The sequence below is a fragment of the Rhizobacter sp. P2_G4 genome, assembly GCF_056403575.1.
The window spans coordinates 84,488-98,169 of record NZ_JBFUFG010000006.1 but is presented as its reverse complement, the minus strand read 5'-3'; the positions used below and the strand labels follow the sequence as shown (position 1 = coordinate 98,169).

Sequence of the window (13,682 nt, the reverse complement as noted above, 5' to 3'; positions counted from 1 at the left end):
TCTCCCCTGTGAATGTCAGGGTGCGCGTTCGGCCATCTCGTCCGTGCCCATCGCCAGCTTCAGGATGTTGGCCTCGCTGCATTCCGCACGCGCAAGAATGCCCGAGATCCGTCCGCTGCGCATGACCGCAACCCGATCGGAAACCCCGATCACCTCCTCCATGTCGGACGAAATCATCAGCACCGCAACGCCCTTGTCGGCGAGGCGGCGCATGAGCCGGTAAATCTCTGACTTGGCACCCACGTCGATACCGCGGGTGGGCTCGTCGAAGATGATGAAGCGCGGGTTCATCGCCAGCCACTTGGCGAGCACGACCTTCTGCTGGTTGCCGCCGGAAAGCGACCCCGCACGCGCCTGCACATTCGACGTGCGGATGCCAAGGTCCGCGCGGCTCGTCTCGGCTTGCACACGCTCGCGCTCGTCCGAGACCATCATGGCGCGCGAATACGCAGGCAGGTCGGGCAGCGTGATGTTCTCGCTGATCGCGAAGTCGAGCAGCAAGCCCATGGCCTTGCGGTCTTCCGGCACGAGGAAGACGCCGGCTTTCACCGCGTCGGCCGCACCCGTGAACCGAACGGGCGCGCCGTCTAGCATCACGGTGCCACCGGCCAGGCGATCGACACCGAAGATGGCACGTGCGAGCTCGGTTCGACCAGCGCCGACCAAGCCGGCGAGCCCGAGAATCTCGCCGCGGCGAAACTCGATGTTGACGGCCTCCAGTGGGTGGCTGCTCGTGCGCAGGTCACGCACCGACAAGGCCACCTCGCCAGGCTGCCCGGCCGGGCCAACATAGGCGACCTTGAGGTCGCGCCCGACCATCAGCCTGACCATCGCGTCGTGGTGGATCGCTTCACGGGCCAGATGCCCCGCGAGGCGCCCGTCGCGCAGCACGATCACGCGGTCACACGCCTGCACCACTTCGTTCAGACGATGCGAGACGAAGATGAAAGCGATGCCCTGCGCCTTGAGGCCGGCAATCACCTTGAGCAGGCTCTCGGTTTCGGAGATCGGCAGGCTCGAGGTCGGCTCGTCGAGGATCACGAGCCTGGAGTTCAAGCTCAGGGCCTTCGCAATCTCGACCATCTGCCGCTGCGCGAGCGACAGGCTGGCCACCGGGGAGGCGGCCGAGAAGTTGGCGCCCAACCGATCCAGATACGGCTGCACCATGGCATGCAGCCGCTCGGTGTCGACAAGCCGCAATGCGCCGAACTTGGTGGGTTCGCGCCCGATGAAGATGTTGGCCGCAACGTCGAGGTTGTCGAACAGGTTCAGTTCCTGGTGGACGAAGGCAATGCCGGCGCGCATCGAATCGGACACCGTCAAGGACTCGCGGGCGACCCCGTCGATCTCGATGCTGCCGCAATCGGGCGAGGTGACACCTCCCAGGACCTTCATCAACGTTGATTTGCCCGCGCCGTTCTCGCCGACCAGGCCGATCACCTCGGCAGGCCCGACGTCCATGGAAAAGTCAGACAAAGCCACGACACCGGGATAGGTCTTGCCTATCCCGGTGAGCTTGAGAAACGGCACGTTTCCGCGGTGCATCAAGACTTCAGCTTGGCCTGGAGATCGGCCTGGAACTTGTCGACGTTGCCCTTGTTGACCATGATGCCGGGGATGATGATCAGCCCGTTGGCCGGCACCTTGGACTTGTCTCCCTTCTGCACGGCAGCCAGCAGCTTCATGCCCTGGTAACCCCATTCGTATGGCTGCTGAACGACCGTGCCTGCAAACGCGCCCTCCTTCACCGCACCCAGCGTGATCGGGTCTTCGTCGAAGGCGATGACGGTGATCTTGCCCAGCTTGCCCGAATCCCGCAGCGCCTCGTAGATGCGCGGCGGGTTGTACGAGTAGAAGCCGACCATGCAGTTGATCTCCGGGCGCGCGACGAGAACGTCGTCCACATTGGCACGGGCGCGCGCCTGGTCGTGGTCGTCGGTCCGCACGTCGACCATCTGGATGTTGTGCTTGCCTGCGACTTCCTTGAAGCCCTCGATGCGTTCGCGGGCGTTGTCGGACCCCGTGTTGCCGACGAAGCCCATGCACTTTCCGCCCTTGGGCATTGCCTTGGCGGCGATCTCGCCGGCGTTGCGGCCGAGGTCAGTGTTCGACGAGCCGATGTATGCGAGCCGCTTGGAGCTGGGCGCATCGCTGTCGAAGGTGAGCAGGGGCACGCTTGACCCGATCTTGTTGAGCATGTCGATCTGCGTCTTGGGGTCGAGCACCGAGACGGCGACAGCGGCGACGCCGGCGGCCATCAGGTCTTCGAGAAGGCGCTGCTGGATGGCCGCATCGCCTCGCTCGGGATACTTGAACAGAAGCTCGTGGTTAGGGAGCTCCTTCTGCGCCTTGCGGACACCGGCTTCCGCCAGTTTCCAGAAGTCGGACGGCCCGTTCACCACGAAGGCCAGTTTCGGCTTGGTCTGCGCCGAGGCCGTGCCGCCGACCGTCAGTGCGACGGCCGCCGCTGCGATCGCCAAGCGTTTCAGATACTTCATTTGATGTCTCCTCTTGTTGAAATGACGCAGCGCACGAGCCGAACGTGAGTCCGTCGGACAGCCCTTGACGCGAGCGCCTTGGAATTGACTGAATAGCCGGTCGCTATGCAAGCGCCTCGGCCATCGTGCGCATCTGCACTTGAATGACACGAGAACCCGCCGGCTGTGAACACGCAAAGAGAACGGCCGCCGCGACGTCTTCGGCTTCGAGCATTTCAGACTGCTTGACACCTGCTTCCGTACGGCCCTTTCCCAGCGCGAATTCGGTCTTCACGCCGCCTGGGCAAATCGTGCCGACCTTGATCCCATAGGGCCGCAACTCCTTGTCCAGCCCCTCGGCGAATCCGACCTGTGCGAACTTGGTGGCGCAATACACCGCCTCGCCAGGAAAGCCGTACACGCCGGCCATCGACGAGATGAACAGGACGAGGCCCTCGCCCTGCTTGATCATCACCGGCACCACGTGCCGCGAGAAGAGAAAGGTGGACCGCACGTTCACGTCCATCATCTCCACGTAGTCGTCGAGGCTCGTGTCGATCAGCTTCTTGTAGTTGCCGATGCCCACGTTGTTGATGAGCATGTCGATGCACCCGTACGCCGACATGGCAGCCTCGACCGTGCGCACGGCCGTCGCCTCGTCCCGGGCGTCGCCGATCACCGAAATACCTTCGCCACCGAGTGAGCGCAGCTCCTGGATGAGCGCGTCAAGGCGCTCGCCACGCCGAGCAGACAGCACGAGTCGTGCGCCTTCACGCGCCAACAGCCGTGCGCTCGCCTGGCCGATCCCGGCGCTGGCTCCGGTGATGATGGCAACCTTTCCCGCAAGCTTTCCCGCCATGACTTTCTCCAGTGACTCTTGCGTTGATCGTGACGAGCGCTCATGCTTCATGCCGCCCGTTCTGTGATTCATATGGTCGTCGGCGGTTGCCACCGCGTCCAATGGCCAATGAAGATCGACTTCATCTATGCCGTAGATTAAGGACTGAGGGTTTATGGAACTGCGCCATCTCCAGCACTTCCTGGCAGTCGCCGAGGAGCAGAGCTTCACTCGGGCGGCACAGCGTGTTCACATCGTCCAGTCGGCGTTGTCCACGTCGATTCGCGCACTGGAAGACGAGCTGCATGCGAAGCTCTTCGTCCGCGGCGCACGGCTGGTGCGGTTGACGCCAGCCGGGCGGGCGTTTCTCGCCACCGCCCGCGAGACACTGCGTGTCCTCGATGCAGGCCGCGAAACGATCGCCGACATCGAAGGGCTGCGCGCGGGCTCCCTCTCCCTCGGCACGGTTCACAGCCTGCCGGCATTTCTCGATCTGCCGTCGCTCATTGCGCGTTTTCACGCGCTCAACCCGGGCATCGAAGTCCGGCTGCGGCAAGGTGACTCGGCAAGCTTGTTGGAGCAGGTGCAGAACGGGCGCCTGGATCTCGCATTCCTGCCCTTGCTCGACCCGCCCGACGACATCTTCACCGCAGTCATCGCCTGCGAGGACATGGTGGTCGCCACGACCCCGGACCATCCGCTTGCGAAGCGAGAGGGCGTTCTGCTGCGAGAGCTCCTCAACTACCCGTTCGTTGACTTCGAGGTCGGCTGGGGCACGCGGCCACTCATCGATCGTGCGTTCGCGCAGGCTGGCATTCAGAGGCGAACCGTGTTCGACGTCACCGACATCGAGACGCTCATCGATCTGATCGCCCAGGGCCTCGGCATCGGCTTGCTGCCCAGGCCGCTTGCCGAAATGCGCGGGCCGCGGATCGCGATCGCAGGCTTGATCGAGCCCGAGATCTGCTGGGAACTCGTCGTCGCGCATCTTCGTTGCGATGGCGCCAATCCGGTGAACGGTGCTGCGCGAGCGTTCCTGAATCTGCTGGACGTGCATTAGCGCCTGCAATGACCAGACCTCTCACCAACTGGGCCGGCAACTTCAGGTTTTCTGCCCGCGAGGTCCTGCAGCCAGGTTCGGTCGCCGAGCTTCAGGCAGCGGTGCGTGACCGCGATCACGTCAAGGTGCTTGGCACAGGGCACTCGTTCAACGGCATCGCCGACAGCGCCGGGACGATTCTCATGCTCGATTCCCTGCCCTCGGCGATCAGTCTCGACCCCACGACCTCCACGGTTCACGCTGCGGCCGGCGTCACCTTTGGTGAGCTCGGGGCGTACCTCCACGCGCGCGGTTTCAGCATCCCGAACCTGGCGTCGCTTCCCCACATCTCATTGGCCGGCGCCTTTGCGACCGGCACACATGGATCAGGCGTCGCGAACCCCGTTCTCGCGGCGTCTGTCGCAGCACTCGAACTCGTGAAGGCCGACGGTGAACTGGTCAAGCTCTCACGCGCCACCGATGCCGATGTATTCGACGGGGTCGTCGTGGGGCTCGGTGCGTTGGGAGTGGTCGTGTCGGTGACGCTCGATGTCATCCCAGCGTTCGAGGTGAGGCAGGACGTCTACCTGGACCTCGCATTCGATGCAGCCCTGGCCGAGTTCGAAGAACTCATGGCTGCCGCGTACAGCGTGAGCCTCTTTACCAACTGGCAGCAGGCAGCGTTCGACATGGTGTGGTGCAAGAACCGCGTCGGGGACCCGGCAACCCGCGATCCGCAGACCCCGCTGTTCGGGGCGCGGCCCGCCACAACGAATCAGCATCCCATACCCGGACTCGACAGCGTCCACTGCACCGATCAACTGTCCCGGCCCGGCCCGGCGCACGAACGGCTTCCGCACTTCCGGATGGATTTCCTGCCGAGCCACGGCGACGAACTGCAGACCGAGTACCTACTTCCCCGACATCACGCGGTCGCGGCATTCAATGCGCTGCGGCCGCTGCACGGTGAAATCGCTCAACTCGTATTGGTCAACGAGATCCGCACGGTCGCCAAGGACTCACTGTGGATGAGCCCCGCCTACAGGCGAGACAGCGTTGCCTTCCACTTCACCTGGAAGCCCGATTGGGCCGCGGTGCAGGGCCTGCTCGCGAAGCTGGAAGCGGCTTTGGCGCCGTTCGAACCGCGCCCGCACTGGGGCAAGGTGTTCAGAATGCCGCCGGCCGAGGTGCACAAGCATTGCCCGCGCCTCGAGGACTTTCGGGCTTTGGCGCACGCCTTCGACCCCGATGGCAAGTTTCGCAACCGGTTCCTCGACACCTATGTGCTGGGTTGATCGGTCTCGTCCCGAGAGAGAGCGGGCGCGACCCTGATCAGCGCGTCAGCTCCTCGACCTGACGCTTCGACTCGCTCACGTCCTTGTTCAGCTCGGCGAGGTAGCGGTCGCGCTCTTCGCTGCTCCACTCGGTGTCTGCAAAGCTCGTGAGCGCATAGCTGCGGCTGGTGTACACGCCACCAGGCAGGCGGGGCATCATCGCGCGGTCCGGGAACTTGTCGGGCACCAGCAGAAAGCCCTGCACGTCGCGCAGCGTGAGGGGAAAGACCGGTGCCGTGTCGCGCACCAGCTTGCCGAAGAGCGTGAGCCGAAACTCCTGCGGTCCCACGCCCACCTCGTCGTTGAAGCTCAACAGCGCGAAGGGCTTGCCGCTTGCGTCGTCGACGCGCGCACTGACGACGTAGCGGCCGGGTTGCGCCACGCGGGCCTTCAGGTAGAAATCGAGCGACCCGTTGCTCAGCGACTCGCGCGCGCCAGCCCATTCGGCCGGCACCAGCGGCTGATAGACCACGTCGAAGTAGACGTTGCCCAGCTGCCCATCCTGGTTCAGGTAGACCTGCAGGCGAATGGTGCCGGCGAAGTCGGCAAAGCCCTGCGTGGACGGCTGCAGCACGGCGCTGAGCGTGCCGTCTCCGCTGCCGGCGTCGACGAAGTTCACGGGAGCCTGCGGCCTGCCTGCCACCTGGCGTGGGTCGGGCAGATCGAAGGCCGCGGCGCGGGTCACGAGCAGCGGCACGGGCTTGCCTTCGCTGTCGACCGCGCGCACGGTGAAGCGCACCGACTCGGCTCCGCTCGCGAACACGCGGTCTTGCGTGGTCCGCACGCGCACACCCTTGGCTGGCTCGCCGCCCGGCGTGCGCAGCGGAATGTCATCGGCAATCGGGTCGAAGGGGCGCACCTGGTCGGGGTGCTCAGACAGAGGCCTCGCCTCATGCGGGTAGCGGGTGGAACGCTGGTAGCTCACGAGCGTGTCTTCGGCGCGCTTGAGGCGGCCTTGCCAGAGCGTGAGCAGCGCCTGCCGAGCCCGCAGACCGTCGACGGTGTAGGGCGACGATGGTGTAGGCCCCGGCCTCGCGGCCGATGCAGGCACTGTCGCCTGGGCCACGGCCACGGGCTTCGACGGAACGACTGCCGTGGTGTCGCCGCCCGGCAGCAGTACACCGACGAGCACCGCCACCGCGGCACCCGCAACGACGAAGAGAAGAGGCCGCGACATGCCAACCTCAGCGTGCGTTGGCCACCATGTCGGCGCGCACCTTCGACACCACGCCGCCCCATGCGTTGTTGGTGTAGTGGTTGTAGGCCTCGGCGTCGTCGCGGAACACCACCGAATGGTTGCTCCACTTCGCGCGGCCGCCCTGGTTGGCGGCGGTGCCCAAGGTCAAGTCATTGCATAACCAGTCACCGGGGTTGCAATAGCTGCCACCGGAGCTGCCTGAGACCCCACCGCTGGAGTGGTAGGCCACCACCTCATCGTCTTGCCCAGGCAACACAAACGAGTAGAGCGTGCCCTTCGCGCCGGCGTACATGTAGAACCACGCGGCGCGCGTGTTGTTGTGGTCGTAGAGAGCACGCGCGGTGCTGGTCTTGAGGTCGGATACCAGCGGCTCCGACACGGCCCAGTCGCCGGCATCGGCCAGCTCGCTGCCGCCGCCTGCGCCGGCGGCGACGTCGACCCACTTGATGTTCCAGCCGGTCTGGGTGCTGCCATCGCTGTTGCTGCACACACCGTCTGCGCCGGCCACCGCAGTCTTCTTGTAGCGCGTGCTGCCGCCGTACATCGACAGCGTGTAGCCGATCATCAGGTCGCCTGCGCTGTGCGCCGCCACATAGCACCAGTTGGTGCCGGTGCAGTGGCAGTCGAGCGCGTTGCGCACCAGGTAGTTCTGGTCGGAGACGTGGCTGCGGCCGTCCCAGTTGACCGACTTCTTGTTGACGCCGGCCTCGGTGGACGAAGGGCCCCAGTAGCTGAAGTCGGCGTAGTTGCCGAGCACGCCTCCGCCGGTGCGGCCGTTGATCCACAGCGAGTAGTTGGTGGCCAGCGCGGCCGAGGCCAGGGTGACCATCAGGGCACCGAGCGCCCACAGGCCAGCACGCATGAATTTCCGCATGGGAGTCTCCTCTGTCGTTGTTGAAATCGGCTCGGGTGTTGCCGGACCGGAACCAGGCAAGCGCGAGAGCCTATGCCTCAGAGATGGCAGCAAGAAGTCAGAAATAACCCTGTAGACACGGACCCTGCTGCAGGCGCATGGCGATGCCCTGCGCTCAATCCAAACCGAACGCGCGGAGCCGCTTGATCGACAGGCCCAGTGCCGGTGCGATCACGAGTCTTCGGGTTGAGGCCGGGTCGCGTGTGCGAGCGCCGCGCGCAAGTCTTGCAGCTTGGGCGGCTTGGCGAGCATCTGGTCGACGTGTGCCGGAATGTCGCCGTCGGCAGCCAGCCGTTGGCCCCAGCCGGTGAGCATGATCACCGGCGTTGCGGAGTCGACCTCCTTCACGGCCGCGGCGACGCGGCGCCCATCGACGTAAGGCATGCCCAGGTCGGTGATCACGGCATCGAAGCCGCGCCCTGCACTGCGCGCGGCCAGCACCGCATCGATGCCGGCCTGCCCACCCGAGGCGACAGTGACGGTGTGGCCGTCCAACCCCAAGGTGTCGCTGAGCGTCTTGAGCATGATCGGGTCGTCGTCGACGAGAAGCACGTGCAGCGACGCCGTGGGGGCAGCCACCGGAGGCGATACAACGCGCGGCTGCACAGCGCCCGACACGGGCGGCAAGGCGATGCGGATCGTCGTGCCCTGCCCGACCGCGCTGTCGATCTCGATGTCGGCACCGTGGCGCTGCACGACGCCATAGACCATCGCCAGCCCGAGGCCGGTGCCGCGCTCGCCTTTGGTGGTGAAGAAGGGCTCCAGGCAGCGGCGGCGGGTTGGCTCGTCCATGCCGACGCCGGTGTCGGCGACCTCGAGCAACACCGGCTGACCGTCTGCGGCTGGGCGACGCGTGCGCAGCGTCAGCGTGCCGCCTGCCGGCATCGCGTCGACCGCGTTGAACACGAGATTGATGAGCGCCTCGCGCAGCTCGGACTCGGCGCCCAGAACGTCGGGCAGCCTGGCGGCGAGATCAATGTCGAGCTGAACCACCACGCCACGTTGCTGCGGCATGTCGTGCCAGCGGGCACGCGTGAGCTCGACCACGTTGCCGACGATCTCGTTCAGCTGCACCGGGTTCAGCGCGGTCTGCGCCTCGCGCTGGCGGTAGAAGTCGCGCATGCGCGCCACCGTGGCCGCCACGTCGTCGATCGCCATCGCGATGGTCTGCAACTGCTCGCGCCCGCGCGCGCTCAGGTTCGGTTCGCGCTCGAGCAGGTTCTCTGTGTAGAGCGTGATCGGCGAGATTGCGTTGTTGATGTCATGGGCGATGCCGCTGGCCATCTCGCCGAGCGCGCGCAGGCGCTCCTGCTGCATCACGCTTTGCTGGGTCTGCCGCAGGTCGTCGTAGGCGCGCTGCAGCGATGCATGCAGCTCGGCCTGCTTGGCCGCGAGTGCGACGTGCGCGCTGAGCTGGCGCAGGAACTCACATTCGCCGCTGTTGAACGAATCGGGTTTGCGGCGTGCCGCGATCAGCACGCCGAAGACACGGCTCTCCGACTGCAACGGCGCCGCCACCAGCGAATGCAAGCCGCCCTTCAGCAGGCGCTGCGGGAACGGGAACGGCACCTCCGCCAGATCGGCTTCGTAGACGAGGTGGCCGCGCACGCAGCGCGAGAGGCCGTTCTCGTCGATCGGCACCGTGGCGTTCTCGGGCATCGCCAGTTCGAGCGCGAGCGCCGCACTGTGCACGCCGACACGCGTGACGGTCAGCTGGTTGTCCATCGGGTCGTAGCGGCAGACGCAGCTGAAGTCCACCGGCAGGCGCTCTTCGAGGCTGCGGATCGCCACCTGGTAGATGCTTTGAAGGTCTTGCCGCTCGCCGATCGCACTGGTGATCTGATCGAGCAGCTCCATCCGTTCGAGCTGCGCTTGCAGACGCAGCTCGGCGTTCTTGCGGTCACTGATGTCGGTGGAGATGCCGAACACGCCGTGCACCTGGCCTCCGGCATCGCGCAGCGGGCACTTGACCGAGAGGTAGGTGCGCGGGTCGCCATCGAGCAGCACCGTCTCCTCGGTGACCACCGGCGCCTGTGCGGCGGCCACGCGCATGTCCACTGCACGTGCGGCAGCGGCCTGTTCGGCGGTGTGAAGTTCCAGGTCGCTCTTGCCGACGACGTCTGCCTCCTTCACTTGGAACAGCTCGCAGTAGCGGCGGTTGACCATCAGGTAGCGGCCCTGCAGATCTTTCACGAAGATCACGGCCGCCGTGTTGTCGATGACGGCCTGCAGCAGCTCCTGGCTTTCGCGGATCGCGGCCTCGGCGCGCCGCCGCTCGACCATCTCGGCGCGCAGCTGCTCGGTGCTGCGCGCAAGCTCGGCGGTGCGCTCGGTGACGCGCTGTTCGAGTTCATCGCGCGAGCTCTGCAGGTCACGCGACTGCTCCTGGATGCGCGCGGCCATGGTGTTGAAGCTGCCGGCAAGCTGACCCAGCTCGCCCTCGCCGACATCGCTCACGCGTGCCGACAAGTCACCCGCCGCGATCGACGAGGTGGCTGCGCTGAGTGCAGCCACGGGCCGCACGATACTGCGCGCGAACAGCAGGCCGATGGCCGAGGCCACCCCCATGATGGCCAGCGCCAGCGCAATCTGCAGCCACGTGTGGCGAGAGATCTGCGCCTGCACGTTGGCCTCGGGCACCATGTAGAAGAGCGTCCACGGCGCCGTCTCGAAGCGGCGCCCGACGCCATAGTTCATCGTCTGGTTGACGGGCGCGAAGCCGAGAAAGATCTCTCGGTCGAGCACATCGGAGCGGGCGCGCTGGAACTGCTCGGGGAAAGCGCGCACATCTTCGAGCAGCGCACGCGTGCGCGCGCCGAAGCGCTGCTCCGCCACCATCTTGTTGACCACCGCCGGATCCAGCCGCCCGGCCGGGTGGAACACGCTCTCGTCGCTGTAGCTGTGGGCGATGCGAACGCCCTGGTTGTCGAACAGCGCCGCGTAGCTGCCCGGGCCGGCGATGCCATGCGACGCGCGAATGCGTTCCCAGATCGCCGTGGCACGCACCAGCAGGATGGCCACGCAAGCGACCTGCCCATCGGGCCCGCGCATCGGGGCACCGTAGGCGATCGACGGCGACTCGCCGCCTTTCGCCACCGTGAGGTAGATGCCCGACAGCGAGGTCGCACCTGCCAGCGCGCCCTGCACATAGGGGCGAAACGACAGGTCGGAGCCGTTCATCGCCGGGTTCGTCGCGACCACGACACGCCCGCTGCGATCAAGCAGCGCCGCACCGCTGATGCCCGAATCGCTGGCCGGGAATGTCGACAGAAAACCGAAGAGAGCCTGGGCCGTTTCGGCACGGTGCGCGGCGTCGGCCTGACAGAACGCGTTGGTCTCGGGAAAGCGCGCGATGCGCTCGACCGTCTGCAGTCGGCCCCGATGGAATTCGTCGAGTTCTCGGGCGATCTGCTCGGCACCAGAGCGCAGCAGGCTCTTCGTGCTGTCGAGCAACTGGGCTTGCGATTGCCGGATGTCGAGAAAGGCGGAAAGCGCCAGCGGCAGCAGAGATGCCGCCACCAGCAATGCCGCCAAGCGGGTACGCAATCGCAGGTCAGGCCACCGAAGCGCAGCCTTTGCGATCCGCCAACGCAATGACATCCACCCTTCTCCCCTGTTCAGGGCGCATCCGTGGTGGCCGCCCATGCGCTTTGCAAGTGGGCACCATCTTTAGTCAATTGCCGCGCCAGCGCAAGGGCGAGATCACCCTCAGCCAGCAACCACGCTATTGCACAGTCACGTAGAAGCTCGTTCCGTCTTGGCCGCTCACCACCGATGCGCCGTTGCTGACGACCGAGCTGAACGCGCCGGTGATGCCGCCCGTGGCATTGACCAGCACGAACTTCTGCCCGGCCGCATAGCTGCCCGTGAAATTGAGCGTGAGCTTGCCGCCCAGCACGGCGGTGCCCGTGATCGTCAGGTGGTCGTGGTCGACACCCGCGCTCGTGCCGCCGATGGCCAGCGTGAGCGCGCCACCCGCACCTTGCGTGAAGCCGCCCAGCGCCAGCTCATGCTGTGCAGCCGTCAGCGCGAGGCCCGCGCTGCTGGTGACCCGGCCGGTGCCGAACGCATTGGCGCTGCTCGCCAGCACGGTGCCGGCGTTGATCGCCGTACCGCCGCTGTAGGTGTTGTTCAGCAGCGTGGTGGTGGCCGCGCCGTCGTGCCTGAAGGAACCCGCGCCGCTGATCTGCGACAGGGTGATGGCCGTCGACGTGTTCTGCACGATCAGCTGGCCGTTGTTGACGATCGCGTTCGTCGACACGCCGTTGGCAGACTCGGCGGTCAACAGGCTGGCGTCGCCGCTGTAGGTCGCTTGCCGCACCGTCGTCTTGGTGTTGTTGGTCGCGTTGACGGTGATGTAGTTCAGCGGCACCGGCACGCCGGTGCCCAGGCGCAAGATGGCGTTGGCGCCGATGGTCGTGGTGCCGTTGTAGTTTTGCGGCTGCGCGAAGGTGACGTCGTTGCCCGCGGTGGACACGATCGCGACGTTGCCCAAGCCGGTGCTGCCGGTGCGGTTCGGCCCACCGCCGCCGCCGGTGATGCCGACGTTCAAGGTGACCGGGCCGTTGTAGTTGAAGGCCAGCGTGCCGCCGCGGTGCAGGTTGATGTAAGCGTTCTTCTTGCCCGCAGCCGGGTCCACTTCGGCCGGTGATGGTGCCGACGGCAGGAAGAATCGGCTGTGCGTGCCGTCGCCCCACTGCACGGTGCCCCCGGCTTCGATGTTGACGCCGCGGTAGCTGCCGTCGTTGCCGTTGACGTCATTCGCGCCGCCCCGGTAGATCACCTTGGCGAGGTTCAGGCCCGGATCGCTCAAGCCGGGGTTGACCAGGTTGGGGCTGTTGTGCGGGCTGTTGTCGGTGTGGCTGTAGACACCGGACATCACGATGGTCGAGTTGCCGATCGGGTGAAAGTTGATGTCGTTGCCGAACGACGCTTCGTAGATGTTCTGTGTGACGGTGACCACGCTGGCCGGCGGGCTCCAGACGAGCCACGACCCTTCGTTGAGCACCGCCTTCGCGTTGGGCAGCGAAGCCGCCACATGGTTGCTGCCGAAGTCTTGCCCTGGAGCCAGAGACAGGACACCCGAGAACGGGTTAACGCCGCGCATCGAGTTGCCGCCCCACACGTCAGCCAGCTGCTTGATGGAGCCGCTGCCGCTGATCTCGCCGAGCAGGATGAACTGAGCGCTGCTCAGCGCGATGGTGCCGTTGTTGAGGATGTTGTTGAGGTTGATCTCGCCATTGATCAAGCTCGCCGTGTTCTTGCTGTCCGACGTGGCGATGATGTTGGGGTTGTTGTCGGCGCTGGTGTTGGTGCCGATCTGCAGCGTGACGCTGGGGTCGATGGTGAGCACCGGTGGGTTGCTGCCGGTGATGCTGAGCGCATAGCCCATGCCGGCGTAGGTCGTCTTGGTGACGGTCTGCACCTGCAGCGCGTCGGGCAGCGTGAAGGTGCTGGTCTTCGTGATCACGAGCGTGCTCGGGCTGCCGGTGCCGCCCTGCGCCGCCAGGATCAGCGTTCCCTTGCCCGAGATGACGCCGGTGTAGGTGGTGGTTCCTGCAGGCAGGCGGATGATCGAATCGCCGGCCAGCGTGACGTCGAGGTTGGCCAGGATGGCCGCGGTGATGTCGGTGGCCGAACTGCGCGCTGCGGCCGAATCGGTGGATGCATCGGTGCCGCCATCGCTGCCGCAGGCGGACACGAAACCGGCGCATGCCGCCGTCAACAAAAGGCGGCGGCGCTGGGAAAAGATTTCTTGCGGCATGTCGGTCTGTTCGAGGGAATCGCTGCTGAAGGGCCGCCAGTGTGCTTCACATCGGCGCAGCGATCACCCGACTTTGCGATCGCCGCGCGCATCTCGATGCTTGCAGCACGAAATCTTTA

The 13,682-nt window shown here is 65.8% G+C and carries 9 protein-coding genes; 2 read left to right on the top strand and 7 right to left on the bottom strand.

All coding sequences use genetic code 11. The annotated features are described in order from the left end of the window. Positions 1 to 15 precede the first annotated feature (15 nt). From AC1DYS_RS21355 to AC1DYS_RS21345, 3 genes are all read right to left on the bottom strand, one after another. A complete protein-coding gene (locus AC1DYS_RS21355) occupies positions 16 to 1,545 on the bottom strand; it encodes a sugar ABC transporter ATP-binding protein (RefSeq protein WP_477902869.1) in 1,530 nt (509 codons plus the stop codon). Then, positions 1,545 to 2,498 carry a sugar-binding protein gene (locus AC1DYS_RS21350; protein WP_477902867.1) on the bottom strand — a complete coding sequence of 318 codons (954 nt, stop codon included), beginning with the start codon at positions 2,496 to 2,498 and terminating at the stop codon, positions 1,545 to 1,547. The genes AC1DYS_RS21355 and AC1DYS_RS21350 overlap by 1 nt, the downstream gene beginning before the upstream one ends. 103 nt (positions 2,499 to 2,601) lie before the next feature. Further along, positions 2,602 to 3,429: an SDR family oxidoreductase gene (locus tag AC1DYS_RS21345; protein WP_477902865.1), complete on the bottom strand. Its 828-nt coding sequence runs from the start codon at positions 3,427 to 3,429 to the stop codon at positions 2,602 to 2,604. A gap of 61 nt (positions 3,430 to 3,490) precedes the next feature. Here AC1DYS_RS21345 and AC1DYS_RS21340 point away from each other — a divergent pair, with 61 nt between their 5' ends. Together AC1DYS_RS21340 and AC1DYS_RS21335 are read left to right on the top strand one after the other, a co-directional pair. Continuing rightward, on the top strand, positions 3,491 to 4,375 hold the full coding sequence (locus AC1DYS_RS21340; RefSeq protein ID WP_477902863.1) for a LysR family transcriptional regulator: 885 nt from the start codon (positions 3,491 to 3,493) through the stop codon (positions 4,373 to 4,375). 8 nt (positions 4,376 to 4,383) lie between these two features. After that, positions 4,384 to 5,649, top strand: coding sequence for an FAD-binding protein (locus tag AC1DYS_RS21335; RefSeq protein WP_477902861.1), 1,266 nt, complete (start codon positions 4,384 to 4,386; stop codon positions 5,647 to 5,649). A 37-nt stretch (positions 5,650 to 5,686) separates the two neighbouring features. Here the strand turns inward: AC1DYS_RS21335 and AC1DYS_RS21330 are convergent, their stop codons facing one another. The 4 genes from AC1DYS_RS21330 to AC1DYS_RS21315 form a co-directional block, all read right to left on the bottom strand. Further along, on the bottom strand, positions 5,687 to 6,865 hold the full coding sequence (locus AC1DYS_RS21330; RefSeq protein WP_477902860.1) for a hypothetical protein: 1,179 nt from the start codon (positions 6,863 to 6,865) through the stop codon (positions 5,687 to 5,689). Between the two features lie 7 nt (positions 6,866 to 6,872). Next, positions 6,873 to 7,760: a hypothetical protein gene (locus AC1DYS_RS21325; protein WP_477902858.1), complete on the bottom strand. Its 888-nt coding sequence runs from the start codon at positions 7,758 to 7,760 to the stop codon at positions 6,873 to 6,875. A gap of 210 nt (positions 7,761 to 7,970) precedes the next feature. Continuing rightward, a complete protein-coding gene (locus AC1DYS_RS21320) occupies positions 7,971 to 11,345 on the bottom strand; it encodes a PAS domain-containing protein (RefSeq protein WP_477902856.1) in 3,375 nt (1,124 codons plus the stop codon). 178 nt (positions 11,346 to 11,523) lie between these two features. Beyond that, positions 11,524 to 13,563 (bottom strand): beta strand repeat-containing protein, encoded by a 2,040-nt coding sequence (locus tag AC1DYS_RS21315; protein ID WP_477902854.1) that lies wholly within the window; start codon positions 13,561 to 13,563, stop codon positions 11,524 to 11,526. Between the last annotated feature and the right edge of the window lie 119 nt (positions 13,564 to 13,682).

Excerpts from the sequence above, each read along its gene's own strand:
- AC1DYS_RS21355 (WP_477902869.1), bottom strand. The coding sequence starts at position 1,545 with ATGCACCGCGGAAACGTGCCGTTTCTCAAGCTCACCGGGATAGGCAAG.
- AC1DYS_RS21315 (WP_477902854.1), bottom strand. The coding sequence starts at position 13,563 with ATGCCGCAAGAAATCTTTTCCCAGCGCCGCCGCCTTTTGTTGACGGCG.
- AC1DYS_RS21325 (WP_477902858.1), bottom strand. The coding sequence starts at position 7,760 with ATGCGGAAATTCATGCGTGCTGGCCTGTGGGCGCTCGGTGCCCTGATG.
- AC1DYS_RS21335 (WP_477902861.1), top strand. The coding sequence starts at position 4,384 with ATGACCAGACCTCTCACCAACTGGGCCGGCAACTTCAGGTTTTCTGCC.
- AC1DYS_RS21350 (WP_477902867.1), bottom strand. The coding sequence starts at position 2,498 with ATGAAGTATCTGAAACGCTTGGCGATCGCAGCGGCGGCCGTCGCACTG.
- AC1DYS_RS21340 (WP_477902863.1), top strand. The coding sequence starts at position 3,491 with ATGGAACTGCGCCATCTCCAGCACTTCCTGGCAGTCGCCGAGGAGCAG.
- AC1DYS_RS21330 (WP_477902860.1), bottom strand. The coding sequence starts at position 6,865 with ATGTCGCGGCCTCTTCTCTTCGTCGTTGCGGGTGCCGCGGTGGCGGTG.